The following is a 23,620-nucleotide window of genomic DNA, read 5'->3' as shown; positions in this document are numbered from 1 at the left end:
GGGCTGTGTGACCGCTTAGTAATGCGAGTCACGTCTCAATGGACGGACATCACACCGGCAGCGCTCACACGGAGGGACGGACGGCGTAGTTGAGCACCGTGTCACTCAACAAGCCCTCCATGTCGTCCAGGAGAAGAAGCACCTCTCGGGAGACTTCGTCCGGATTGTGCCCGGCGAGCATGCGGCGGCCGACGACGGCCGTCGTCGTCTGGTGGACCCAGTTGATCTGACCGGCGATCAGGTCGGCGCGGGGTCGTCGGCCGGGGCGCCGGTCTCCTCTCGGAGGACCTTCTCCAGGTTGTCCTGGATCTCCTGCTGGATGCTCCACAGCCTCGAGCGCGGCGCGGGCGCCTCGTGGGTGACGCTCATGAAGCGGTCGTACCCCGGCATCAGGCCGACGTGCGGCGAGACGGCCGCGGCGTGCTCGTGCCGCTGCTGTACCTGCTCTTCTTCGGCCCGCTGCTCATCGGCCTCCCGCTCGGCTCGCGCGGCAGTTCCCGGCAGGTGCTCGTGCCGGGTCTGCTGCTCCAGCCCAGCCTCTTCGGCGCCTCCTTCTCCGGCTTCGTGATCATCCTGGAGAAGCAGTCCGGCGTGGTCGAACGGATGCGGGTCACCCCGGTGAGCCGGCCGGCGCTGCTGCTGGGCCGGGTACTGCGGGACGCGGCGGTCTTCGTGTTCCAGGGGGTGCTGCTCGTCGTCGCGGCCCTGTTCATGGGGTTGCGCGCCCCACTCGCCGGCATCCTCGTCGGCTTCGTCCTCGTGGCCCTGCTGACGGTCTCGCTCGCCTCGCTGTCGTACGCGCTCGCCATGAAGGCCCGCTCCCAGCACGAGTTCGGTCCCGCGGTGAACGCCCTGACGATGCCGTCGATGCTCCTGTCGGGCCTGATGCTGCCGATGTCCCTGGCCCCCGGCTGGCTCGACCTCCTGTCGCGCTTCGTCCCGTTCCGCCATCTGGTGGACGCGATGCGGGACGCCTACGTCGGCCTCTACACGACCTCGTCCATGCTGTACGGCGCCCTGGCCGCGGTCGCTCTCACGACGCTCGCCGTGACGGTGGGCACACGGGGCTTCCGGACGGCCGGGGCGTAACTACGCTGGTCACATGGTCAATCTGACGCGTATCTACACCAGGACCGGCGACACGGGCACCACCAACCTCGGGGACATGAGCCGGGTGCCCAAGACCGACCTGCGGATCTCGGCGTACGCGGACGCCAACGAGGCGAACGCGGCGATCGGGACGGCGATCGCCCTGGGCGGGCTGGACGGGGAGATCGTGGAGGTCCTCACCCGCGTGCAGAACGACCTCTTCGACGTCGGCGCCGACCTGTCCACGCCCGTGGTCGAGAACCCGCAGTTCCCGCCGCTGCGCGTGGAGCAGTTCTACGTCGACAAGCTGGAGGCCGACTGCGACCGCTTCAACGAGCGGCTGGAGAAGCTCCGCTCGTTCATCCTGCCGGGCGGCACGCCCGGCGCGGCCCTCCTCCACCAGGCCTGCACGGTCGCCCGCCGCGCCGAACGCTCGACCTGGGCCGCCATGGAGGTGCACGGCGACACCATGAACCCCCTCACCGCGACCTACCTCAACCGGCTCTCCGACCTGCTGTTCATCCTGGCCAGGGCAGCCAACCAGGACGTCGGGGACGTCCTGTGGGTACCGGGCGGCGAACGCTGAGCACCAGGGAACCCCGCACACCACGACGAAGGGCGCGGGGCCGTGCGATCCGTCGCACGGCCCCGCGTCCCTCCGGCTCCTACCGCACCCCGGCCCGCTCCTTCTCGCGCTCGGCCTCCTCGGCACCCTCCGGTGCCTTCTTCGGCCAGATCGTGTAGGCGAGGGCGACCAACCCGTGGATGCCGGCCGCGCGGAGGGCCGCCCACTGGAACGACCTCAGCGACGCGACGTTCCCGTCGTCGCCGACGTACCAGACGGCCGCCTGGAGCAGTGCCAGAGCGACACCGGCCGCCACCACGGTCCGCAGCCAGAGGGCACCCTCGTGCCGGGCCCTCGCCATGCCGTACTTCGGCGACCCCACCGGCTTCGGCCCACCCGCCAGGCGGTGCGCGGCATGGCCGTCCAGCCGGCGGATCATGTAGTGGCCGTAGCCCACGGTGAACCCGATGTAGAGCGCCGCCAGACCGTGCTCCCAGCTCGGCTCCGCGCCGTTCTTCAGGTCGATCGCGGTCACCACGAACAGCACCAGTTCCAGCACGGGCTCGCACAGCAGCAGGACCACACTCGTCCGGCGCCACCTCAGCAGATAGCGGACGGCCAGGGCGAGCGCCAGCAGCGCCCAGAAACCGACCTCGCAGGCGATGATCAACGCGACGATCACGACTCGCTCCTCTCGTTCACCCTTCCAGGCTCCCGACCGGGCCGGCCGGAATCGTCGTCGGCGATGACGAACCCGCGGTACATCGAAGGATGCAGTCCAGGACCGTCCCCGGGCATCAGGCGGCGAGCAGCCGCGCCGTGTTGGATGGGGACATGGCCGTACGACCGCCCCGCCCGCACCCCTTCGACGTGCGCGCCGCCCTCGCCGGACTGCTCGGCGGCCTGCTGCTGTGGGGGCTCCACCTCGCGACCCGCCCGGCCCACGACCCGGTCGTGCTGCTCGACGGGCGCTGGTGGATCCTGCTGCCCCTGGTCGTGACGGCGGCCTGCGAAGCGCTCCGCCGCACCCTGCCCCGCACGGCCCTGCTGGTCGGATGGGCCGCGCTGACCGTGGACACGATCACCCAGGGCAATCTGGTCACGCTGGTGATGTTCACCGACCTGGTGTACGCGGCCGTGCTCTACGGCCCGCCCGCCACCGCCCGCCGCGTCCTGTGGATCTCCGGGGTGCTCACACTGGTCGGCACGGTCGTGCCGGTGGCGATCTGGCAGGTGCCCAAGGCGGTGCTGGTCGGCGCGGTGATCGGACTGGTCGCCTTCATGCCCGCCGCCACCGGCTGGATCGTCCGCAACCACCGCGACGCCGCCGAGGCCGCCCGGCTGCACGCCGAACAGACCGCGCTGCTCGCCGAGATGGACCGCGCCCAGGCCGTCGTGGCCGAACGGTCGCGCATGGCTCGGGAGTTGCACGACCTGGTGGCCAACCATCTGTCCGCGATCGCGATCCACTCCACGGCCGCGCTCTCCCTCGACGACCCCGACACCTCCCGGCAGGCCCTCGGGGTCATCCGCGAGAACAGCGTCGAGGGCCTCGCCGAGATGCGCCGGCTGATCGGCATCCTCAGGGACACCGGCGGCGACAACGAACCGGCCGTCGCCCCCACCCTCGACGGACTCGGCGCCCTGGTCGACGGCGCCCGCACCAACGGCCTGGACGTCACCCTCGACGCCGACCACGGCGACACCCTGCCCGCACCCGTGGGCCTCGCGGCCTACCGCATCGTCCAGGAGTCCCTCACCAACGCCCTCAAGCACGCCTGCCCCGGCCGCGTCACGGTGACCCTGCGGCAACCGAACGGCTCGCTCCACATCGCGGTGACCAGCCCGTACGGCGACCGGCGCGGCCCGAGCGCCCCCGGGTCGGGCGCCGGCCTGGTCGGCATGCGGGAGCGCGTGGCGCTGCTGGACGGCACCTTCGAGGCGGGCCCCGAGAGCGCGGAGCACGGCAAGATCTGGGTCGTACGCGCCTGCCTCCCGGTCCCCGAAGGAGAACCCGCATGATCCGCGTCCTCGTCGCCGAGGACCAGTCGGCCGTACGCGCCGGGCTGGTCCTCATCCTGCGCAGCGCGCCCGACATCGAGGTCGTCGGCGAGGCCGCCGACGGGGAGCGGGCCGTGGCGCTCGCCCGGGAGCTGCGGCCCGACCTGGTGCTGATGGACGTTCAGATGCCGCGCCTCGACGGGGTGTCCGCGACCCGTCAGGTCGTCGCCGAGGGCCTGGCGGACGTCCTCGTCCTCACCACCTTCGACCTCGACGAGTACGTCTTCGGGGCGCTGCGGGCGGGCGCCGCCGGGTTTCTGCTGAAGAACACCGAGGCGAAGGACCTGATCGCGGCCGTGCGGACGGTGGGGCGCGGCGAGGGGCTGATCGCCCCGGCCGTCACCCGGCGGCTGATCGCCGAGTTCGCCGCCGGGTCGGCCCGTGAACCCTCGGTCGACCTGTCGGTGCTCGACGCGCTGACCCGACGGGAGCGCGAGGTGCTGTCCTGTCTCGGCCAGGGGCTGCCCAACGCGGAGATCGCGGTGCGGCTCGACATGGCGGAGGCGACGGTGAAGACCCATGTGAGCCGGCTCCTCGGCAAGCTCGACCTGCGCAGCCGGGTCCAAGCGGCCGTGCTGGCCCAGGAACTGGGGATCTGACCCGCCGGAGGGGTGTCCGGCGGCCCTCCGGGCGAGCTGCCCGGCGTCGCGCACTGGTCCAGACCCATTGACCTATGGTCCAGACCTTTCTATTCTCGCCGCACTGCGCCACGTCATGCTCATGCTCACGACACCCCACAAGGAGGCGCGTCATGCGCTTCAGGCACAGACTCGCGGCGGGCTTCGCCACCCTGCTGCTTCCCCTGACGGGCCTGGTCGGTCTCGCGACCCCGGCCCACGCGGCGACGGAAGCCACCGCCACCTACACCAAGACCCAGGACTGGGGCAGCGGCTTCGAAGGAAAGTGGACCGTCAAGAACACCGGCACCACCACGCTCAGCTCCTGGACCGTCGAGTGGGACTTCCCCTCCGGAACATCGGTCACCTCGGCCTGGGACGCCGACGTGACCTCCTCCGGCTCCCACTGGACCGCCAAGAACAAGTCGTGGAACGGCTCGCTCGCCCCGGGCGCCTCCGTCTCCTTCGGTTTCAACGGGAGCGGCTCAGGCTCCCCGGCGAACTGCAAGCTGAACGGCGGCAGCTGCGACGGCGGCCCCAGCGTCCCCGGTGACGCGGCGCCCTCCGCCCCCGGCACCCCGACCGCGTCCGGTGTCACCGAGACCTCGGTCAAGCTCAGCTGGAGCGCGGCCACCGACGACAAGGGCGTCAAGAACTACGACGTCCTGCGCGGCGGCAGCAAGGTCGCCACCGTCACCGGCACCACCTACACCGACACCGGCCTGACCGCCGGCACCGACTACTCCTACACCGTCCAGGCCCGTGACACCGCCGACCAGACCGGGCCGCTCAGCGGCGCGGTCGCCGTCCGCACCAGCGGCGGGGTCGTCGACCCGCCGCCCGGCTCCAAGGTCAAACTCGGCTACTTCACCGAGTGGGGCGTCTACGGCCGCAACTACCACGTCAAGAACCTGGTGACCTCGGGCTCCGCGTCCAAGATCACCCACATCAACTACGCGTTCGGCAACGTCAAGAACGGCCAGTGCGTCCTCGACGACTCCTACGCGGCCACCGACAAGGCGTACACCGCCGACCAGTCCGTCAGCGGCACCGCCGACACCTGGGACCAGCCGCTGCGCGGCAACTTCAACCAGCTGCGCCAGCTCAAGGCGAAGTACCCGCACATCAAGGTCCTGTACTCCTTCGGCGGCTGGACCTACTCCGGCGGATTCGGCCAGGCCGCGCAGAACCCGGCCGCGTTCGCCAAGTCCTGCAAGGCCGTCGTGGAGGACCCGCGCTGGGCCGATGTCTTCGACGGCATCGACATCGACTGGGAGTACCCGAACGCCTGCGGTCTGACCTGCGACACCTCGGGGCCGGCCGCGTTCAAGAACCTGATGTCGGCGCTGCGCACCGAGTTCGGCTCGAACTACCTGGTCACCGCGGCCATCACCGCCGACGGCTCCTCCGGCGGCAAGATCGACGCGGCCGACTACGGCGGCGCCGCCCAGTACCTCGACTGGTACAACGTGATGACGTACGACTACTTCGGCGCCTGGGACAAGACCGGCCCGACCGCCCCGCACTCGCCGCTCACGTCGTACACGGGGATCCCGAAGGAGGGCTTCAACTCGGCCGCCGCCATAGCCAAGCTCAAGGCCAAGGGCGTCCCGGCGAGCAAGCTGCTGCTCGGCATCGGTTTCTACGGCCGCGGCTGGACCGGCGTCACCCAGTCCGCCCCCGGCGGAGCGGCCACCGGCGCGGCATCCGGCACCTACGAGGCGGGCATCGAGGACTACAAGGTCCTGAAGAACTCCTGCCCGGCCACCGGCACCGTCGCCGGCACGGCCTACGCGCACTGCGGCAACAACTGGTGGAGCTACGACACGCCCGCCACCATAGGCACCAAGATGACCTGGGCGAAGAACCAGAACCTGGGCGGCGCGTTCTTCTGGGAGTTCAGCGGCGACACGAGCAACGGAGAGCTGGTGACCGCGATCAACAACGGTCTGAAGTGACCGGCAAAGAAAGATCAGAGGTCGGTCGGAAGTGACCGACTGAGAAAGATCAGGCGACGTTGACGCGCTGACCGGGCGGGGCTGCCTCCAGCCACGCGAGGAAACCGGTCAGCGCGTCCTCGCTCATCGCCAGCTCCAGACGCGTGCCCCGGTGGAGGCAGACCAGGATGATGTCGTCCGGCAGGAGCACCAGCTCCTCACCGTCCGGGGTGCGGCGGCCGGCCACCTCGATCGCCGAGCGTTCCAGGACGCGGCGCGGGCGGGGCGAGTACGAGAAGATCCGGAACCATTCGATGCGGTCCCCGTTGTAGCGGGCGATGCCGTAGCCCCAGCCCTTGCCCTTCTCCTCGCCGCCCACGGGTTTCTCCGGGGCGTCCCACCGCAGGCTGCAGTTGAAGGTTCCCCCGGAGCGCTGGATCAGCCGGCGGCGCAGTCCGAAGACGACGAGCCCCACCACCACGAGCGCGATCACCGACCCGCACACAGTCAGAGCGAGGACCATCGACACCGACCTCCTCGTCTCCTAGGTAATGGAACGTAAAAAACACCCATATTCACCTCAGCCGCGGCCGGATCAGGATGTTTCCATCCAGACCCGGCCGCGGCTGAGACACAGCATCACACGGCGCACCCGTTCAGCGCGCCGACACCGTCCGCAGTCGGACGTCCGCGCGGCGCTCGGCGACGGCGTCGCCCTCCGCCTTCGCCCGCTCCAGCTCGCGCTCCACGCGCTGGACGTCGATCTCGTCGGCCAGCTCGGCGACCTCCGCCAGCAGGGACAGCTTGTTGTCCGCGAACGAGATGAATCCACCGTGCACGGCGACGACGACGGTGCCGCCCTCACTCGTACGGATGGTCACGGGGCCCGACTCCAGCACACCGAGCAGCGGCTGGTGACCGGGCATGACGCCGATGTCGCCGGACGTGGTGCGTGCGACGACCAGGGTGGCCTGGCCCGACCAGACCTCTCGGTCGGCCGCGACCAGCGCGACGTGCAGCTCAGCAGCCAAGGTGGCTCCTCGGGTCACCACCCGGCGGTTCCGCCGGGTGTTGGGTTCAATTCTAGAGGGAGTACAGAGAGGGGCGGGACGCACCCCTAGAGGTGTGGTCTCGCCCCCCACTGTTCACGAGTCGCCGGGCGTCAGCTGACGCCGAGCTCCTTCGCGTTCTTCTTGAGGTCCTCAAGACCACCGCACATGAAGAACGCCTGCTCCGGGAAGTGGTCGTACTCACCGTCGATGATCGCGTTGAACGCGGCGATCGACTCGTCCAGCGGCACGTCCGACCCGTCGACGCCGGTGAACTGCTTGGCGACGTGGGTGTTCTGGGACAGGAAGCGCTCCACGCGACGGGCACGGTGGACGACGAGCTTGTCCTCCTCGCCGAGCTCGTCGATACCGAGGATCGCGATGATGTCCTGCAGGTCCTTGTACTTCTGCAGGATGCTCTTCACGCGCATGGCGGCCGTGTAGTGGTCCGCCGCGATGTACCGCGGGTCGAGGATGCGGGACGTCGAGTCCAGCGGGTCCACGGCCGGGTAGATGCCCTTCTCGGAGATCGGACGGGAGAGAACCGTCGTCGCGTCGAGGTGGGCGAAGGTGGTGGCCGGAGCCGGGTCGGTCAGGTCGTCCGCGGGGACGTAGATCGCCTGCATCGAGGTGATCGAGTGACCACGGGTCGAGGTGATGCGCTCCTGGAGGAGACCCATCTCGTCGGCCAGGTTCGGCTGGTAGCCCACCGCGGAGGGCATACGGCCGAGCAGGGTCGACACCTCGGAACCGGCCTGGGTGAAGCGGAAGATGTTGTCGATGAAGAACAGCACGTCCTGCTTCTGCACATCGCGGAAGTACTCCGCCATGGTCAGACCGGCGAGGGCGACGCGCAGACGGGTGCCCGGGGGCTCGTCCATCTGACCGAAGACCAGCGCGGTCTTGTCGATGACGCCGGAGTCCGACATCTCCTCGATGAGGTCGTTGCCCTCACGGGTGCGCTCACCGACACCGGCGAACACCGACACACCGTCGTGGTTGTTGGCGACGCGGTAGATCATCTCCTGGATGAGCACCGTCTTGCCGACGCCGGCGCCGCCGAACAGACCGATCTTTCCACCCTTGACGTACGGGGTGAGGAGGTCGATGACCTTGACGCCGGTCTCGAACATCTCGGTCTTCGACTCGAGCTCGTCGAAGTTCGGGGCCTTGCGGTGGATGCCCCAGCGCTCGCCCGTGTACTGCTCGTCGACGTTCAGCACCTCACCGAGGGTGTTGAACACCTTGCCCTTGGTGAAGTCGCCGACCGGCACGGTGATGGAGGCGCCGGTGTCGGTGACCGGGGCCTGGCGGACCAGACCGTCGGTGGGCTGCATGGAGATGGTGCGGACCAGGCCGTCACCCAGGTGCTGGGCGACCTCCAGGGTCAGCGTCTTCTTCTCACCCTCGTTCGCCGGGTCGGAGACCTCGACGTGCAGGGCGTTGTAGATGTCGGGCATCGCGTCGACGGGGAACTCCACGTCGACGACCGGGCCGATGACCCGGGCGACGCGGCCCGTGGCAACGGCCGTCTCAGAAGTCGTCGTCATTACTTGTCACTCCCCGCGGTCGCGTCGGCAAGGGCTGCGGAGCCACCGACGATCTCGCTGATTTCCTGGGTGATTTCGGCCTGGCGGGCCGCGTTGGCAAGACGGGAGAGCGTGTTGATCAGCTCGCCCGCGTTGTCGGTCGCCGACTTCATCGCGCGGCGGGTGGCGGCGTGCTTGGAGGCAGCCGACTGGAGCAGCGCGTTGTAGATACGGCTCTCGACGTAGCGCGGCAGCAGGGCGTCGAGGACGTCCTCCGCCGACGGCTCGAAGTCGTACAGCGGCAGGATCTCGCCCGTCGGCTTCTCCTCCGCGACCTCGTCGAGGCTGAGCGGCAGCAGACGCGCGTCGAGCGCCTGCTGCGTCATCATCGACACGAACTCGGTGTACACGATGTGGAGCTCGTCCACGCCGCCGTCCGCCGTGTCCTTCTCGATGGCCTCGATCAGGGGCGCCGCGACCTTCTTGGCGTCCGCGTACGAGGGCTCGTCGGTGAAGCCCGTCCACTGGTCCACGATCTTGCGCTCGCGGAAGTTGTAGTGGGCGACACCGCGGCGGCCGACGATGTACGTGTCGACCTGCTTGCCCTCGGACTCCAGCCGCGCCGTCAGCTGCTCCGCCGCCTTGATGGCGTTGGAGTTGAAGGCACCGGCCAGACCCCGGTCACTCGTCAGCAGCAGCACTGCGGAACGCGTGACCGTCTCGGCCTGCGTGGTCAGCGGGTGCTTGGTGTTCGAACCAGTCCCCACCGCCGTGACCGCGCGGGTGAGCTCGGTCGCGTACGGCGTGGAGGCCGCCACCTTGCGCTGCGCCTTGACGACGCGCGAGGCGGCGATCATCTCCATCGCCTTGGTGATCTTCTTGGTCGCGGTGACGGATCGGATGCGACGCTTGTAGACCCGGAGCTGAGCTCCCATGAGTCAGGTCCCTTCCTTACGTCACTTGGAGACGTTGACGGCCGCCGGAGCGTCCTCGCCGAGCAGCTTGCCGTCCGAGGTCTCGAACTGCTTCTTGAAGTCGGCGATCGCGTCGGCGACAGCGGTCAGCGTGTCGTCCGAGAGCTTGCCGCCCTCCTTGATGGAGGTCATGAGGCCCTGCTCCTTGCGGTGCAGGTACTCCAGCAGCTCCTTCTCGAAGCGGCGGATGTCGGCGACCGGAACGTCGTCCATCTTGCCGGTGGTGCCGGCCCACACGGAGACGACCTGGTCCTCGGTGGACATCGGCTCGTACTGGGCCTGCTTCAGCAGCTCGACCATGCGCTGGCCGCGCTCCAGCTGGGCCTTCGACGCGGCGTCCAGGTCGGAACCGAAGGCGGCGAACGCCTCCAGCTCACGGAACTGGGCGAGGTCCACGCGGAGACGACCGGAGACCTGCTTCATCGCCTTGTGCTGGGCGGAACCACCGACTCGGGAGACGGAGATACCGACGTTCAGCGCGGGACGCTGACCGGCGTTGAAGAGGTCCGACTCCAGGAAGCACTGGCCGTCGGTGATGGAGATGACGTTGGTCGGGATGAACGCCGAGACGTCGTTGGCCTTGGTCTCGACGATCGGCAGACCGGTCATCGAGCCCTTGCCCATGTCGTCGGAGAGCTTCGCGCAGCGCTCCAGCAGACGGGAGTGCAGGTAGAAGACGTCACCCGGGTAGGCCTCACGGCCCGGCGGACGGCGCAGCAGCAGCGACACGGCGCGGTAGGCGTCGGCCTGCTTCGAGAGGTCGTCGAAGATGATGAGGACGTGCTTGCCCTCGTACATCCACTGCTGACCGATGGCCGAACCGGTGTACGGCGCCAGGTACTTGAAGCCGGCCGGGTCGGACGCCGGGGCGGCGACGATGGTCGTGTACTCGAGCGCGCCGTTCTCCTCCAGCGCGCGGCGGACCGACGCGATCGTCGAGCCCTTCTGGCCGATGGCGACGTAGATGCAGCGGACCTGCTTGTTCACGTCGCCCGAGCGCCAGTTGTCGCGCTGGTTGATGATCGTGTCGACGGCCAGGGCGGTCTTGCCGGTCTGGCGGTCACCGATGATCAGCTGACGCTGACCACGGCCGATCGGGGTCATCGCGTCGACGGCCTTGTAGCCGGTCTCCATCGGCTCGTGCACCGACTTGCGCTGCATGACCGTGGGGGCCTGCAGCTCGAGGGCGCGGCGACCGGTGGTCTCGATCTCGCCGAGGCCGTCGATCGGGTTGCCGAGCGGGTCGACGACGCGGCCGAGGTAGCCCTCGCCCACGGCGACCGACAGGACCTCGCCGGTACGGGTGACCGGCTGGCCCTCCTCGATACCGCTGAACTCACCGAGGACGATGGCGCCGATCTCGCGCTCTTCCAGGTTCAGCGCGAGGCCGAGGGTGCCGTCCTCGAACTTCAGCAGTTCGTTGGCCATGGCCGAGGGAAGACCCTCGACCTTCGCGATGCCGTCGCCGGCAAGGGTGACCGTACCGACCTCCTCGCGCGAGGCCGCGTCCGGCTTGTACGACTGGACGAAGTTCTCCAGCGCGTCCCGGATCTCCTCCGGCCGGATCGTGAGCTCCGCCATCTGGGTTCCCTGCTCTCCTTGTTGGGCCCGAAGTTTCAACTTGGGGGTCTGGGGGCGACCCCCAGGAATCCTCTGCACGGCCCAACCGGGCCGTCGGTCTGTACTGCGTATGAAGTTGCTCAGCTCGCCAGACGGCGGCCGGCGTCCTCGAGTCGGTCCGCGATCGAACCGTTGATGATCTCGTCGCCGACCTGCACCCGGATCCCGCCGAGGACGCCGGGGTCCACATCGAGGTTGAGGTGCATCGGGCGGCCGTAGAGCTTCGCCAGGGCGGCGCCGAGGCGCTGCTTCTGGGTGTCGCTCAGCGGGACCGCGGAGGTGACGACGGCGACCATGCGGTTGCGGCGCTCGGCGGCGAGCTTGGACAGGGACTCGAGTCCCGCCTCCAGGCTACGTCCCCGCGGCGCGGTCACAAGGCGCGTCACCAGACGTTCGGTGGTGGCCTTGGCGCGGCCGCCGAGCAGGCTGCGGAGCAGCTCGCCCTTGGCCGACGCGCCCGCGGCGCGGTCGGTCAGCGCGGACCGCAGCCCGGTGTTCGAGGCGACGATCCGGCCGAACCGGAACAGCTCGTCCTCGACGTCGTCGAGCGTGCCCGACGTCTGCGCGGCGGTGAGGTCGGCCAGGGCGGCCAGCTCCTCCAGCGCGTCCACCAGGTCGCGCGACTGCGACCAGCGGGAACGCACCAGACCCGCAACCAGGTCGGCGGTCGTCCCGCTGACCTGGCCGCCGAGGATGCGCCCGGCCAGGTCGGCCTTGGCCTCGCCGGCCTGCGCCGGGTCGGTGAGGACCCGACGCAGCGACACCTCGCGGTCGAGCAGCGCGGTGACGGCGGCCAGCTCGTCGGCGAGCGCGGCCGCGTCCACGGACGTGGAGTCCGTCAGCGCGTCGAGACGCTCACGTGCGGCTGCCAGGGCCTCGCGGCTCGCTCCGTTCATCGCGTCGCCTCGGCCTTCTCCTCGAGGTCGTCGAGGAAGCGGTCGATGACGCGGCTCTGCCGGGCGTGGTCCTCGAGGGACTCACCGACGAGCTTGCCGGCCAGGTCGGTGGCGAGCTTGCCGACGTCCTGGCGCAGCGCGGAAGCGGCGGCCTTGCGGTCGGCCTCGATCTGGGCGTGACCGGCGGCGACGATCTCCTCACGCTGCCGCTGGCCCTCGGCGCGCATCTCGGCGATGAGCGCGGCGCCCTGCTCCTGCGCCTCCTGGCGCAGTCGCGCGGCCTCGTGCCGGGCCTCGGCGAGCTGAGCCTTGTACTGCTCGAGCACGCTCTGGGCCTCGGTCTGCGCGGCCTCAGCCTTCTCGATACCGCCCTCGATGGCCTCGCGGCGCTCTTCCAGAACCTTGTTGATGTTCGGGAGGAGCTTCTTGGCGAGGAAGCCGAAGACGATGACGAAGGCGATCAGGCCGATGACGAGCTCGGGGATCGGCGGGATGAGGGGGTTTTCGGCCTCCCCACCAGCCGCCAGGTTAACCAGGCTCATATCAGTGCCTTCCGTCTAAAGGGGCGGTCCGACGAACCTGGTCAGGAGGTCGGGTAGACGAACGGCATGACCAGACCGATCAGGGCGAGCGCCTCACAGAAGGCGAAGCCGAGGATCTGGTTGGCGCGGATCAGGCCGGCCGCCTCGGGCTGGCGGGCGAGGGCCTGGGTGCCGTTACCGAAGATGATGCCGACGCCGACGCCCGGGCCGATGGCCGCCAGGCCGTAACCGATGGAGCCAAGGTTGCCCATGATCTGAGTCTCGGCGAGGGTCTGGAGAGCGGACATGCCGGTTCTTCCTTCTCTTTCAATGACCGGTGGGGGTTGGCCACCGGATGTCTGGTGGTGGGTCGGGGCTCTCAGTGGTGCTCGGCGAGAGCGCCCTGGATGAAGCTGCAGGTCAGCAGTACGAAGACGTACGCCTGAACGGCCTGGATGAAGAGCTCGAAGGCGGTCATCACGATGACCATCGTGAAGGACACGGCGGAGTAGGCGATGCCGATGCCGTTGAGCATGTACCAGGTGGCGATCGTGAAGAGCAGCAGCAGCGTGTGGCCGGCGAACATGTTCGCGAACAGACGCACGGCGTGGGTGAAGGGCCGCACGATGAGGTTCGAGAAGAGCTCGATCGTCATCGACAGCGGGAGCACTGCGCCCAGCGACTTGTCGTAGCCGGTGAAGTTCTTGAAGGCACCGACGAAGCCGTGCCGCTTGAAGGTCAGCGAGACCCACAGGATGTAGACGATCCCGGCCAGGGCAACGGGATACGAGATGATCGCGGTGACCGGGAACTGGGCGATCGGGACGATCGACCAGACGTTCATGATCCAGACGAAGAAGAAGAGGGAGACGACGAGCGGTACGTACTTCTCGCCTTCCTTCTTTCCGAGCGTCTCGTAGACGACGCCGCGTCGCACGAAGTCGTAACCCGCTTCGGCCACCATCTGGAGCTTGCCCGGGACGACCTTCGGCTTGGCGAAGGCGGCCCAGAAGAAGCCCACGATGATGATCGAGCCGAGCAGCGCCAGCAGCATCGTCTTGTTGAAGTAGACGGCGTCGTCCTGGTGGCCCATCAAGGGCTCGAAGAGGAACGAGTGCAGGCCCGGAGCGACATCGGCGAAGCCACAGCCGTCGAAAATGTGGCAGTCGGTCTCGAAGGCGAGCACCTGCGTCGGATCAGCACTCACCGCGGGCTCCTTCAGCGTGGCGCATGGGTACGGCAACCTCGTTGTGTCGGCGCGGCGCGCAGCCGCGGGTCGGCACTGGACTGGTGTTACGGATGTGGGGGCGGCTGTGGGGCATCGAGCCTCGCACTAGGGCAGGCGTCAGCTCGATCGCCCGCGCCCGCGATGCCGCAGTTGGCACCGGACGATAGCAGGATCTCCTGCGGTCACTTATCCCGCCCCTACCTCTCACGACGAGTGCCCCGATTTTTCGGGCTTGTTGCCCGTGGAGGAATCGGGTTCGACGTAGAGGACCTTGGCCTTCATGTGAGCGCGCGTCTGTGCGCCGATCCACACGAGGGTGGTGGCGACGAGCGTGAACGCGAAGGCGCGGGGGTGGAAGAGCGTGGTGTTCTTGAACGCGGCCAGGAAGATGAACAGCAGCAGAATCTGTGCCGCGTAGAGCATCAGGCCCATCGCCTGGAACAGATGAGGAAGCGATTTGGCGGTGCGCTGCAGAACGTAGAGCCCGATTCCCATGAAGAGGATCGTGATCACCGCGGCGACAATGGCCCCGACCGCCCCCTTGCCCCCGACGACCACACCGCTGATGACTGCGGCGATCGCGCCGGCGGCAGCCGTGGGCACGGCGGCCTGAAGGAGGATCCGGGCGTCATTGGACGGCATGGCGGCAACTCCGCTTACTAAGGGGGCAGGTGTCGTCATGGACGAGCGTAGTCCCCGGGGGCGAGCGGAATTCTCACGCCGCTGGACCGTCGCACTGCGGTCCTTCGGCTCCATCCGGGGTTCTCGTGAACCGTATCACAAACTATTTGATGAGGTCTTTACCTGAATGGTGTGCACGGCGTCACACATGAGAGTGAAGCCGCCCGTCTGTGCAAAATCAGCGCCGAATTGTCTGGTATAAGGACGGTTTGCCCTCCCAGGCTCTTGCATGCCATCGGCAAAGGCTTAGTCAGATTCTTACCTTGGCGTCAGCGGACGTCCCGACCTTGAGTCTCACGGGAGACGGCAGAACAGCGGAACGGCCGGGGGCCGTGTGCGGCTCGCGCACACGGCCCCCGGCCGCTGGAGTCACTCCGGCGAGTGTGGGGTCAGGCCTTCTTGATCTTGCCCTTGAGCTTGCCGTCGATGTAGCCGGCCCAGCTGCGACCCGCCTGGATCCTGAAGCACTGGTTCTTCTTCAGGCTCCTGTCGAAGGTGTAGTAGTCGCCCTTCTTCTTCTTGAATTCCTTCCAGCCCGTCAGCGACTTCCAGTCCTTGCCGCAGGTGATGAGGCGGATGCCGATGCCGTGGTCGTAGGTCTTCTTCGTGATCGTGAACTGGACCTTGCCGGCCGCCGTCGTCTTGAACTTGGCGTCGTCCTCGACCTTCTGCACCTCGTTGGTGTTGAAGTTGAACGGCAGGACCTTGGTGGCAGGAGCGGCCGAGGCCTGCGTCGCCGTCAGGCCGAGCGAGCCACCGAGCGCCATGACGACGAGAGTGGTGGCGATGGACTTGCGCATGCGTCCCCCATGAATGGTCGCGTCACGGGGGCGTCGGACCCGCACGGCCATGTCTCCGGCGGACAGCCCCCGCGCTGTCGGCCAAGACCTTTCCAGGGCGCTGGAGCGGGCTCAATTGTCCTTAGGTGACCTGTACTTGAGGTCCCTGCCCTTGAGGTCCCTGCCCTTCAGGTCCCTGCCCTTGACGGCCATGCGCCTTCAGGACCATGCGCGCCGAGGTCGACGTCACCGCCCCGCGCCCGCCGGGCTCGGCTCCTCGTCCTTGGGTCGGGCGCCGAGCGCGGTGGCGCCGTTGAGGGACGGGGTCCACTCCGGGGCGGGGCCGGGGGCCGCCTCGGGGGCCACGGCGCGACGGCGGCGGTACCGCGGCGGGACGAAGGACTCGGCCCAGCGGGGGGCTCGGGGCGTGAAGCGGGGCAGCAGCAGGAGGAAGAGGCCGACGCCGCTGAGGGCGGCGATGCCCAGGACGATCCACATGGACGCCGAGTTCACCGTGTAGGCGAGGGCGCCGAAGGCGATGACCGCGGACCAGAAGTACATGATCAGCACGGCCCGGCTGTGGGAGTGGCCGATCTCCAGCAGCCGGTGGTGCAGATGCCCCCGGTCGGCGGCGAACGGCGACTGACCTCGCCAGGTGCGGCGCACGATCGCGAGGATCAGGTCGGCCGCCGGGATCGCGATGATGGTCAGCGGCATCAGCAGCGGGATGTAGACCGGCACCATCTGGTAGACCGTGCTGCGCTCCGAGCCGTACAGGTTCATCACGTCCGGGTCGACCTGCCCCGTGACCGAGATCGCGCCGGCGGCCAGCACCAGGCCGATCAGCATCGAGCCGGAGTCGCCCATGAAGATCCGCGCGGGGTGCATGTTGTGCGGCAGGAAGCCCAGGCACATGCCCATCAGGACGGCCGCGAACAAGGTGGCGGGGGCGGCGGCCTCGATGCCGTAGCTGTACCAGAGGCGGTAGGCGTACATGAAGAACGCGCCCGAGGCGATGCAGACCATGCCGGCAGCGAGACCGTCGAGGCCGTCGACGAAGTTGACCGCGTTGATGGTGATGACGACCAGGGCGACCGTCAGCAGCGTGCCCTGCCACTGGGTCAGCGCGACGATGCCGACACCCGGGATGGGCAGCCACAGGATCGTCAGACCCTGCATGACCATCACACCCGCGGCGATCATCTGGCCGCCGAGCTTGATCAGCGCGTCGATCTCGAACTTGTCGTCCAGTACGCCGATGAGCCAGATCAGCGCGGCCCCGGAGAGCAGCGCGCGCGGTTCGTTGGACTCGGCGAAGACCTCGCTGAGGTTGGTCAGGTGGTCGGCGACCAGCAGACCGGCGCACAGCCCGAAGAACATCGCGATGCCGCCGAGGCGGGGCGTCGGCTCACGGTGGACGTCGCGCGCACGGATCTCCGGCATGGCTCCGGCCACGATCGCGAACTTCCGCACCGGCCCTGTCAGCAGGTACGTCACCGCGGCCGTGATGCAGAGCGTCAGGAGGTATTCACGCACGGGCTTCCCCACAGGTCTCGCTGGCCATCTCAGCCCCACACCCTAGCGATGCATGCATATGGTTGGGGACTTCCGGGTAGCGACGATGGTTGCACGTGATGCTGTGCGACGTGGTGCGTCTACCCCACCTCAGCGCGGATACGGCGGAAATCTTCCGGCCAGGTCCCGTACTTCTTCACGCGTCCGCTTGCCGTCGCCGCCGTCCCTGAGCGCCCGGGCGAAGAGCCCGGCGAGGTGTGTCATCTCCGCCTCGCCCATGCCCTGCGTGGTCAGCGCGGCCGTGCCGAGCCGCAGGCCACGGGCGTCGCCGTGCGGCAGCGCACAGCAGTCCAGCACGATCCCGGCCGCCGCGAGCCGGCCGCGGGCGGTGCGGCCGTCGACCCCGAGCGGTGCGGGATCGACGGCGAGGAGATGGGTGTCCGTGCCGCCGGTGACGACGACCAGCCCCTCCCGCGCGAGCCCCTCGGCCAGGACGCGGGCGTTGGCGACCACCTGATGGGCGTACCCGGTGAACGCCGGTGTTGCCGCCTCCCCGAACGCGACGGCCTTCGCGGCGATGGAGTGCATCTGCGCCCCGCCCTGGGTGAAGGGGAACACCGCCCGGTCCACCCGCTCGGCCAGCTCGCTCCCGCACAGCAGCATCCCGCCGCGCGGCCCCCGCAGCACCTTGTGCGTGGTGGCGCACACGATGTCGGCGTACGGCACCGGATTGGGCGCCGCTCCCCCGGCCACCAGCCCGATGGGGTGGGCGGCGTCGGCGATCAGGAAGGCCCCGACCTCGTCGGCGACCTCGCGGAAGAACGCGTAGTCGAGATGGCGGGGGTAGGAGATCGAGCCGCACACGATGGCCTTGGGGCGGTGCGTACGGGCGAGGGTGCGCACCTGTTCGCGGTCGATGAGGCCCGACTCGGCCTCGACGCCGTAGCCGACGAAGTCGAACCAGCGGCCGGAGAAGTTCGCCGGCGACCCGTGGGTGAGGTGGCCGCCGAAGTGCAGGCCCATCGCCAGCACGGTGTCACCGGGGCGCAGCAGGGCCGCGTAGGCGGCCAGGACGGCCGAGGAGCCCGAGTGGGCCTGGACGTTGGCGTGTTCGGCGCCGAACAGCGCCTTGGCCCGCTCCACGGCGAGCCGCTCGGCGACGTCGACCATCTCGCAGCCACCGTGGTACCGGGTGCCGGGATAGCCCTCCGCGTACTTGTTGGCCAGCGGCGACCCGAGGGCCGCGAGCACCGCGGGCGAGGTGAAGTTCTCGGCGGCGACGAGCTGGAGCGTCGTCGCCTGCCGATCGAGCTCGCCGAGGAGGATGTCGGCCAGTTCGGGGTCCTGACGTCGCAGGACATCGGCCTCTAGGACAGGGGTGACCGACATGGTGGGCTCCGGGCGTCGACGGTGACGTACGACCAATGTAGGCCCGTGTGTCCGGGGACGCCCGGTGTCGTCCCGTACTTACGCCCGGGCGGGCACCCCCGTCAGCGCGGTCACCACCGGATCCAGCGCCTGGTGTATCTCGTCGCCCACCGAACGGAAGAACGGCAGCGGGGCGCCGTACGGGTCGTGGACCTCGTCCGCGTCGGCCGTGGGGGCGAGGAGCCACCCGCGTAGAGCGGCGGCGGCACGCACCAGCGCACGGGCCCGTACGACCATGCCCTCCTCCAGCGGCGGCAGGGTGGCCGGGTCTATCGCCCGGACGAGGCGGGTGAACTCCTTCAGGGTGAAGGTGCGCAGGCCCGCCGAGTGGCCCATCGAGATGACCTGGGCCCGGTGGTCGCGGGTGGCGGTCAGCACGAGGTCGGCCATGATCACGTGCTCGTCCAGCAGTTCCCGCCCGGTGAAGCCGGAGGCGTCCGCGCCGAAGTCGGCGAGGACGGCCTCCGCGTTGGCCTCCATGGGCGCGCCCTCGTGTCCCCAGGTCCCGGCGCTCTCGACGATCAGTCCGCCGCCCAGCGGGTCCCCGAGCCGGTCCGCCAGGGCATGACGGGTCAGCCGCTCGGTGATCGGCGAGCGGCACACGTTGCCGGTGCTGACGTGGAGGATGCGGAAGGTGTCACGCGGCAGACCCGTGAAGGTCCGTGTCTCTTCCCCGTCCCATATGCCACGCCCCGCGTCAGGGGCCGTCAATTCGCCACCTCGAGGTCGGGTACGACCTTGCGCAGCTCCTCCGCCGACAGGGCGCCCGCACGCAGCAGCACCGGCACCTTGCCCGTGACGTCGACGATGGACGACGGCACGTTCCCGGGGGTGGGGCCGCCGTCGAGGTAGACGGAGACGGAGTCGCCCAGCATCGCCTCGGCGGCGTCGCAGTTCTCCGGCGCCGGGTGGCCGGTCAGGTTCGCCGAGGAGACGGCCATGGGGCCGACCTCGGTGAGCAGCTCGATGGCGACGGGGTGCAGCGGCATCCGGACGGCGACCGTGCCGCGGGTGTCGCCGAGGTCCCACTGGAGCGACGGCTGGTGCTTGGCGACGAGGGTGAGCGCGCCCGGCCAGAAGGCGTCGACGAGTTCCCAGGCCATCTCGGAGAAGTCGGTGACGAGGCCGTGCAGGGTGTTCGGGGAGCCGATGAGGACGGGGGTGGGCATGTTGCGGCCCCGGCCCTTGGCCTCCAGCAGGTCGGCGACGGCCTCCGAGGTGAAGGCGTCGGCACCGATGCCGTAGACGGTGTCCGTGGGCAGCACCACGAGCTCGCCCCGGCGGACGGCGGAGGCGGCCTCGCGCAGACCGGTGGCGCGGTCGGTCGCGTCGTTGGTGTCGTATCGCCGTGCCATCTAGCGGGCCTCCTCGTACACGTACTGCTGGGGGGTGGTGGCGGGCGTGCTCATCAGGGCAGCGCCTTGCGGGCGGTCGCGAACCGCGGCCGGTTGTTGAGGTCCGGGTGGTCGGCCGCGTCGGCCCAGCCCCGTTCCTCGGCGAAGATCCACGGCACCTGGCCGCCCTGGGTGTCGGCGTGCTCGACGACGACGACACCGCCGGGGCGCAGCAGCCGGTGCGCGGTGCGTTCCAGGCCGCGGATCAGATCCAGGCCGTCCTCCCCTGAGAACAGGGCGAGTTCGGGATCGTAGTCGCGGGCCTCCGGTGCCACGTACTCCCACTCCGTGAGCGGGATGTACGGCGGGTTGGAGATGACCAGGTCGACCTGGCCGTCGAGGTCGCGGAAGGCGTCGAGGGCGTTGCCCTGGCGCAGGTCGACCCGGGAGCCCGCCACGTTCTTGCGGGTCCACACGAGGGCGTCCTCGGACAGTTCCACGGCGTGCACGCGCGAGCGGGGCACCTCCTGGGCGAGGGCGAGCGCGATGGCGCCGGAGCCGGTGCACAGGTCGACGATGCAGGGCTCGACGACGTCCATCGCGCGGACGGCGTCTATGGCCCACCCGACGACGGACTCGGTTTCCGGGCGGGGCACGAACACCCCTGGCCCCACCTGCAGTTCGAGGTAGCGGAAGTACGCGCGTCCGGTGATGTGCTGGAGCGGCTCACGCTGCTCGCGACGCGCGATGACCTCCCAGTACCGGGCGTCGAAGTCGGAGTCCTTGACGGTGTGCAGCTCGCCCCGCTTCACGCCGTGCACGAACGCGGCGAGCTCCTCCGCGTCGTTGCGCGGCGAGGGCACGCCGGCGTCGGCCAGGCGCTGGGTGGCCTGGGCCACTTCCGCGAGCAGCACGCCGCGGGGGTTTGGGGGTCGCCCCCCAAGATGATGCTGCACGCAAGTCCTCCGGTCGTGCTCGTCGTACTCGTACGGGCCTACGCGGCTGCCAGCTTCGCTGCCGAGTCCGCGTCGACGCATGCCTGGATCACCGCGTCGAGGTCGCCGTCCAGGACCTGGTCCAGGTTGTACGCCTTGAAGCCGACGCGGTGGTCCGAGATGCGGTTCTCCGGGAAGTTGTACGTGCGGATCTTCTCGGAGCGGTCGACGGTGCGGACCTGGCTGCGGCGGGCGTCGGCGGCCTCCTTCTCCGCCTCCTCCTGCGCCGCGGCGAGCAGCCTGGAGCGCAGGATACGCATCGCCTGCTCCTTGTTCTGCAGCTGGCTCTTCTCGTTCTGGCAGGAGGCGACGACTCCGGTGGGAATGTGCGTGATGCGCACGGCGGAGTCGGTGGTGTTGACGGACTGCCCACCGGGCCCGGAGGACCGGTAGACGTCGATGCGGAGGTCGTTCGGGTTGATCTCGACGTCGATCTCCTCGGCCTCCGGGGTCACGAGGACACCGGCGGCGGAGGTGTGGATGCGGCCCTGGGACTCGGTGGCGGGGACGCGCTGGACGCGGTGCACACCGCCCTCGTACTTCAGCCGGGCCCAGACGCCCTGGCCGGGCTCGGTGGCGCCCTGGCCGCCCTTGGTCTTCACGGCGACCTGGACGTCCTTGTAGCCGCCCAGTTCGGACTCGGTGGCGTCGATGATCTCGGTCTTCCAGCCGACGCGCTCGGCGTACCGCAGATACATGCGCAGGAGGTCACCGGCGAACAGGGCGGACTCGTCGCCGCCGGCGCCGGCCTTGATCTCCAGGATGACGTCCTTGTCGTCGCTGGGGTCGCGCGGGACGAGCAGGAGGCGCAGCTTCTCCGTCAGCTCCTCGCGCTGCTTCTCCAGCTCCTTGACCTCGGCGGCGAAGTCCGGGTCGTCCGCGGCGAGTTCGCGGGCCGTCTCGATGTCGTCACCGGTCTGCCTCCAGGAGCGGTAGGTGCCGACGATCGGGGTCAGCTCCGCGTACCGCTTGTTCAGCTTGCGCGCGTTGGCCTGGTCGGCGTGGACCGACGGGTCGGCGAGCTTCTTCTCCAGGTCGGCGTGTTCCCCGACCAGTTCCTGGACCGCCTCGAACATCTCCGGCTCCCTGTACGACGTGATAAGTGGGCTGCACCGCAAAGCGCCGGTCCCTGGAAGCCCCGGACGGGGGCACCTAGGACCGGCGCTGTGGGCTCGCTACTTCTTGGCAGCGGCAGCCTTGCCGAAGCGGGCCTCGAAGCGGGCCACGCGGCCACCGGTGTCGAGGATCTTCTGCTTGCCCGTGTAGAACGGGTGGCACTCGGAGCAGACCTCGGCACGGATGGTGCCGCTCTCGATCGTGCTACGGGTGGTGAACGACGCGCCGCAGGTGCAGCTGACCTGCGTCTCGACGTACTGGGGGTGGATGTCGCGCTTCAAGGTGTCTCCTAGTTTCGGGAGGGCGCCGGGTCGCTGCCGCGGGATGCGAGAGCGTGAACCGGAGCCGACGTACCAGTCTGCCAGGACTGGCCGCATCTCCCAAAACCAGGGGGTCCGGCCATGTATTCCCGGGGGTCTGCTGTGGGGGAGGGTGCGCCCGCGGGGGTGCCTCGTGATCGCCGTGGGCGGCCGCGGGGCCGTCGTGGCCGGTCGCGCAGTTCCCCGCGCCCCTTCAGCGCCCGGCGGTGACGACGTCCCCGGCCGTTCCCGTCGCCGTGCCCTTCGTCGCCGACTTCGGGATGGGCTTGTCGGCCCTGAGGGCGGACCACACCCGCTTCGACTTCGCCTCGTCGACCAGGACGCGGTTGGGGTCGGCGGGGTCGTACTGGACCGGCATGGTGACCATGGTCATGTTCTTGGCGTTGATGCCCTTGAGGCCGCCCGCGAAGGAGGCCAGGTCCTTGACGTCGTCGAGGTCGGAGTCGGTGGTGACGGCGTCCGTGGCGGTGTCGGCGAGGTCGTAGAGCTTCTTCGGGTCGCTGAAGACGCCGACCTCCTCGACCTGCTTCAGGAGCGCCTTGATGAACGCCTGCTGCAGCTGGATGCGGCCGAGGTCGGAGCCGTCGCCGACGCCGTGCCGGGTGCGGACCAGTCCGAGGGCCTGCTCGCCGGTGAGGGTGTGCTCGCCGGCCTTGAGGTTCAGATGGCTGTCGGGGTCCTTGATGTCCTTGGTCGTGGTGATGTCGACCCCGCCGAGGACGTCGATGAGCTTCTCGAAGCCCGCGAAGTCGACCTCGATGTAGTGGTCCATGCGGATGCCGGTCATGGACTCGACGGTCTTCACCGCGCACGCGGCGCCACCGGTGGAGTACGCCGAGTTGAACATCGCCAGCCGCGCCGCCGGGTACGTCTTGCCGTGCGTGTCGGTGCACTCGGGCCGCTCCACCAGGGTGTCCCGGGGTATGGAGACCACACTGGCCTTCTTGTGGCCCTGGTAGACGTGCACGATCATCGCGGTGTCGGAGCGGGCGCTGCCGTCGTCGACGCCGCCGCCCAGCTTCTTGTTGCTGCCGGAGCGGGTGTCGGAGCCGAGGACGAGGATGTCCTGCGAGCCGTTGTCGACGTCGAGGGGCCGGTCGGTGCCGAGGGCCTGGTTGATGTCGACGCTCTTGATGTTGCCGTTGAGCTTGAAGTACAGGTAGCCGACTCCGGTGCCGCCCAGCACCAGGACGCCGGCGGCGGTCCAGAGGACGGCGAGCGCCGCCCTGCTGTGCCCGTCGCGCGGTTTGCGGCGGCGGCCCTTGGGCGCGCGGTGGCGGCCGGCGGTGCCGGACGCGTCCTGTGTGGCGGGATCCAGTGTGCTCTCGGCTGACATGCGCTCCTCGTCCTCTTTCCCGGTCGGTTA

General features: G+C 69.2%; 25 protein-coding genes and 1 pseudogene. 5 read left to right on the top strand and 21 right to left on the bottom strand.

All coding sequences use genetic code 11. The features are described 5' to 3' along the window. Window positions 1-64 precede the first annotated feature (64 nt). Window positions 65-417, bottom strand: a pseudogene (locus ACZ4Z3_RS11685) (TetR/AcrR family transcriptional regulator); the annotation flags it as partial. On the opposite strand from ACZ4Z3_RS11685, the gene ACZ4Z3_RS11680 reads away from it, so the two are divergent. Both ACZ4Z3_RS11680 and ACZ4Z3_RS11675 read left to right on the top strand, forming a co-directional pair. After that, window positions 400-1,089, top strand: a complete 690-nt coding sequence (locus ACZ4Z3_RS11680) for an ABC transporter permease (protein WP_468500764.1) — start codon at window positions 400-402, stop codon at window positions 1,087-1,089. The pseudogene ACZ4Z3_RS11685 and the gene ACZ4Z3_RS11680 overlap by 18 nt on opposite strands. A gap of 13 nt (window positions 1,090-1,102) precedes the next feature. Continuing rightward, window positions 1,103-1,675, top strand: coding sequence for a cob(I)yrinic acid a,c-diamide adenosyltransferase (locus ACZ4Z3_RS11675; protein ID WP_468500763.1), 573 nt, complete (start codon window positions 1,103-1,105; stop codon window positions 1,673-1,675). A 79-nt stretch (window positions 1,676-1,754) separates the two neighbouring features. On the opposite strand, the gene ACZ4Z3_RS11670 is transcribed toward ACZ4Z3_RS11675, so the two are convergent. Then, window positions 1,755-2,336: a hypothetical protein gene (locus ACZ4Z3_RS11670; protein ID WP_468500762.1), complete on the bottom strand. Its 582-nt coding sequence runs from the start codon at window positions 2,334-2,336 to the stop codon at window positions 1,755-1,757. A gap of 152 nt (window positions 2,337-2,488) precedes the next feature. Here ACZ4Z3_RS11670 and ACZ4Z3_RS11665 point away from each other — a divergent pair, with 152 nt between their 5' ends. The 3 genes from ACZ4Z3_RS11665 to ACZ4Z3_RS11655 all read left to right on the top strand — a co-directional run bounded on the left by ACZ4Z3_RS11665 (window position 2,489) and on the right by ACZ4Z3_RS11655 (window position 6,290). Then, window positions 2,489-3,676, top strand: a complete 1,188-nt coding sequence (locus tag ACZ4Z3_RS11665) for a sensor histidine kinase (protein ID WP_468500761.1) — start codon at window positions 2,489-2,491, stop codon at window positions 3,674-3,676. Next, complete coding sequence (locus ACZ4Z3_RS11660; RefSeq protein ID WP_468500760.1) at window positions 3,673-4,314, top strand: response regulator; 642 nt, start codon at window positions 3,673-3,675, stop codon at window positions 4,312-4,314. The genes ACZ4Z3_RS11665 and ACZ4Z3_RS11660 overlap by 4 nt, the downstream gene beginning before the upstream one ends. A 152-nt stretch (window positions 4,315-4,466) precedes the next feature. Further along, on the top strand, window positions 4,467-6,290 hold the full coding sequence (locus ACZ4Z3_RS11655; RefSeq protein ID WP_468500759.1) for a glycosyl hydrolase family 18 protein: 1,824 nt from the start codon (window positions 4,467-4,469) through the stop codon (window positions 6,288-6,290). A 49-nt stretch (window positions 6,291-6,339) separates the two neighbouring features. Here ACZ4Z3_RS11655 and ACZ4Z3_RS11650 read toward each other — a convergent pair whose 3' ends face one another. From ACZ4Z3_RS11650 to ACZ4Z3_RS11560, 19 genes are all read right to left on the bottom strand, one after another. Then, complete coding sequence (locus ACZ4Z3_RS11650; protein ID WP_055514818.1) at window positions 6,340-6,792, bottom strand: DUF2550 domain-containing protein; 453 nt, start codon at window positions 6,790-6,792, stop codon at window positions 6,340-6,342. Between the two features lie 133 nt (window positions 6,793-6,925). Next, entirely contained in the window at window positions 6,926-7,300 is a 375-nt protein-coding gene (locus tag ACZ4Z3_RS11645) for a F0F1 ATP synthase subunit epsilon (protein ID WP_468500758.1), read from the bottom strand. A gap of 131 nt (window positions 7,301-7,431) precedes the next feature. Next, window positions 7,432-8,868 (bottom strand): F0F1 ATP synthase subunit beta, encoded by a 1,437-nt coding sequence (gene atpD / locus ACZ4Z3_RS11640; RefSeq protein ID WP_107466616.1) that lies wholly within the window; start codon window positions 8,866-8,868, stop codon window positions 7,432-7,434. Then, on the bottom strand, window positions 8,868-9,782 hold the full coding sequence (locus ACZ4Z3_RS11635) for a F0F1 ATP synthase subunit gamma (RefSeq protein WP_468500757.1): 915 nt from the start codon (window positions 9,780-9,782) through the stop codon (window positions 8,868-8,870). Before ACZ4Z3_RS11635 ends, atpD begins: the two co-directional genes overlap by 1 nt. A gap of 21 nt (window positions 9,783-9,803) precedes the next feature. Beyond that, window positions 9,804-11,402, bottom strand: a complete 1,599-nt coding sequence (gene atpA, locus ACZ4Z3_RS11630) for a F0F1 ATP synthase subunit alpha (protein WP_468500756.1) — start codon at window positions 11,400-11,402, stop codon at window positions 9,804-9,806. A gap of 119 nt (window positions 11,403-11,521) precedes the next feature. Next, complete coding sequence (locus ACZ4Z3_RS11625; RefSeq protein ID WP_468500755.1) at window positions 11,522-12,337, bottom strand: F0F1 ATP synthase subunit delta; 816 nt, start codon at window positions 12,335-12,337, stop codon at window positions 11,522-11,524. Further along, window positions 12,334-12,879, bottom strand: coding sequence for a F0F1 ATP synthase subunit B (locus ACZ4Z3_RS11620; RefSeq protein WP_055514830.1), 546 nt, complete (start codon window positions 12,877-12,879; stop codon window positions 12,334-12,336). The genes ACZ4Z3_RS11625 and ACZ4Z3_RS11620 overlap by 4 nt, the downstream gene beginning before the upstream one ends. Window positions 12,880-12,920: 41 nt before the next feature. Continuing rightward, complete coding sequence (locus ACZ4Z3_RS11615) at window positions 12,921-13,166, bottom strand: ATP synthase subunit c family protein (RefSeq protein WP_055514831.1); 246 nt, start codon at window positions 13,164-13,166, stop codon at window positions 12,921-12,923. Between the two features lie 71 nt (window positions 13,167-13,237). Further along, on the bottom strand, window positions 13,238-14,065 hold the full coding sequence (atpB, locus tag ACZ4Z3_RS11610; RefSeq protein ID WP_468079252.1) for a F0F1 ATP synthase subunit A: 828 nt from the start codon (window positions 14,063-14,065) through the stop codon (window positions 13,238-13,240). A gap of 225 nt (window positions 14,066-14,290) precedes the next feature. Beyond that, on the bottom strand, window positions 14,291-14,728 hold the full coding sequence (locus tag ACZ4Z3_RS11605) for a hypothetical protein (protein ID WP_055514835.1): 438 nt from the start codon (window positions 14,726-14,728) through the stop codon (window positions 14,291-14,293). Between the two features lie 428 nt (window positions 14,729-15,156). Next, window positions 15,157-15,567 (bottom strand): hypothetical protein, encoded by a 411-nt coding sequence (locus ACZ4Z3_RS11600; RefSeq protein WP_468500754.1) that lies wholly within the window; start codon window positions 15,565-15,567, stop codon window positions 15,157-15,159. 225 nt (window positions 15,568-15,792) lie between these two features. Continuing rightward, a complete protein-coding gene (locus ACZ4Z3_RS11595) occupies window positions 15,793-17,082 on the bottom strand; it encodes an MraY family glycosyltransferase (RefSeq protein WP_468500753.1) in 1,290 nt (429 codons plus the stop codon). Window positions 17,083-17,211: 129 nt separating this feature from the next. Then, window positions 17,212-18,450: a serine hydroxymethyltransferase gene (locus ACZ4Z3_RS11590; RefSeq protein WP_468500752.1), complete on the bottom strand. Its 1,239-nt coding sequence runs from the start codon at window positions 18,448-18,450 to the stop codon at window positions 17,212-17,214. A gap of 78 nt (window positions 18,451-18,528) precedes the next feature. Further along, complete coding sequence (locus ACZ4Z3_RS11585; protein WP_055514842.1) at window positions 18,529-19,200, bottom strand: arsenate reductase/protein-tyrosine-phosphatase family protein; 672 nt, start codon at window positions 19,198-19,200, stop codon at window positions 18,529-18,531. Next, window positions 19,197-19,844 (bottom strand): L-threonylcarbamoyladenylate synthase, encoded by a 648-nt coding sequence (locus ACZ4Z3_RS11580; protein ID WP_055514844.1) that lies wholly within the window; start codon window positions 19,842-19,844, stop codon window positions 19,197-19,199. Before ACZ4Z3_RS11580 ends, ACZ4Z3_RS11585 begins: the two co-directional genes overlap by 4 nt. A 53-nt stretch (window positions 19,845-19,897) precedes the next feature. Further along, a complete protein-coding gene (prmC, locus tag ACZ4Z3_RS11575; RefSeq protein WP_468500751.1) occupies window positions 19,898-20,737 on the bottom strand; it encodes a peptide chain release factor N(5)-glutamine methyltransferase in 840 nt (279 codons plus the stop codon). Window positions 20,738-20,817: 80 nt separating this feature from the next. Next, window positions 20,818-21,894 (bottom strand): peptide chain release factor 1, encoded by a 1,077-nt coding sequence (prfA, locus tag ACZ4Z3_RS11570; protein WP_099967487.1) that lies wholly within the window; start codon window positions 21,892-21,894, stop codon window positions 20,818-20,820. A gap of 99 nt (window positions 21,895-21,993) precedes the next feature. Beyond that, window positions 21,994-22,215, bottom strand: coding sequence for a 50S ribosomal protein L31 (gene rpmE / locus ACZ4Z3_RS11565; RefSeq protein ID WP_055514850.1), 222 nt, complete (start codon window positions 22,213-22,215; stop codon window positions 21,994-21,996). A gap of 232 nt (window positions 22,216-22,447) precedes the next feature. Beyond that, window positions 22,448-23,590, bottom strand: a complete 1,143-nt coding sequence (locus ACZ4Z3_RS11560) for an LCP family protein (RefSeq protein ID WP_468500750.1) — start codon at window positions 23,588-23,590, stop codon at window positions 22,448-22,450. Between the last annotated feature and the right edge of the window lie 30 nt (window positions 23,591-23,620).

Source organism: Streptomyces sp. NPDC030296 (assembly GCF_055572815.1).
Note: the sequence above shows the minus strand (reverse complement) of the source record. Positions and strands in the feature narration are given on the sequence as shown.

Bases quoted from the DNA above. Each gene is read 5' to 3' on its own strand.
- ACZ4Z3_RS11590 (WP_468500752.1), bottom strand. From the start codon at position 18,450: ATGTCGGTCACCCCTGTCCTAGAGGCCGATGTCCTGCGACGTCAGGAC.
- prfA (WP_099967487.1), bottom strand. From the start codon at position 21,894: ATGTTCGAGGCGGTCCAGGAACTGGTCGGGGAACACGCCGACCTGGAG.
- atpD (WP_107466616.1), bottom strand. From the start codon at position 8,868: ATGACGACGACTTCTGAGACGGCCGTTGCCACGGGCCGCGTCGCCCGG.
- ACZ4Z3_RS11675 (WP_468500763.1), top strand. From the start codon at position 1,103: ATGGTCAATCTGACGCGTATCTACACCAGGACCGGCGACACGGGCACC.
- ACZ4Z3_RS11655 (WP_468500759.1), top strand. From the start codon at position 4,467: ATGCGCTTCAGGCACAGACTCGCGGCGGGCTTCGCCACCCTGCTGCTT.
- ACZ4Z3_RS11635 (WP_468500757.1), bottom strand. From the start codon at position 9,782: ATGGGAGCTCAGCTCCGGGTCTACAAGCGTCGCATCCGATCCGTCACC.
- atpA (WP_468500756.1), bottom strand. From the start codon at position 11,402: ATGGCGGAGCTCACGATCCGGCCGGAGGAGATCCGGGACGCGCTGGAG.
- ACZ4Z3_RS11600 (WP_468500754.1), bottom strand. From the start codon at position 15,567: ATGCGCAAGTCCATCGCCACCACTCTCGTCGTCATGGCGCTCGGTGGC.
- ACZ4Z3_RS11660 (WP_468500760.1), top strand. From the start codon at position 3,673: ATGATCCGCGTCCTCGTCGCCGAGGACCAGTCGGCCGTACGCGCCGGG.
- ACZ4Z3_RS11620 (WP_055514830.1), bottom strand. From the start codon at position 12,879: ATGAGCCTGGTTAACCTGGCGGCTGGTGGGGAGGCCGAAAACCCCCTC.
- ACZ4Z3_RS11580 (WP_055514844.1), bottom strand. From the start codon at position 19,844: ATGGCACGGCGATACGACACCAACGACGCGACCGACCGCGCCACCGGT.
- ACZ4Z3_RS11615 (WP_055514831.1), bottom strand. From the start codon at position 13,166: ATGTCCGCTCTCCAGACCCTCGCCGAGACTCAGATCATGGGCAACCTT.
- ACZ4Z3_RS11650 (WP_055514818.1), bottom strand. From the start codon at position 6,792: ATGGTCCTCGCTCTGACTGTGTGCGGGTCGGTGATCGCGCTCGTGGTG.
- ACZ4Z3_RS11605 (WP_055514835.1), bottom strand. From the start codon at position 14,728: ATGCCGTCCAATGACGCCCGGATCCTCCTTCAGGCCGCCGTGCCCACG.
- ACZ4Z3_RS11665 (WP_468500761.1), top strand. From the start codon at position 2,489: ATGGCCGTACGACCGCCCCGCCCGCACCCCTTCGACGTGCGCGCCGCC.
- ACZ4Z3_RS11560 (WP_468500750.1), bottom strand. From the start codon at position 23,590: ATGTCAGCCGAGAGCACACTGGATCCCGCCACACAGGACGCGTCCGGC.
- ACZ4Z3_RS11625 (WP_468500755.1), bottom strand. From the start codon at position 12,337: ATGAACGGAGCGAGCCGCGAGGCCCTGGCAGCCGCACGTGAGCGTCTC.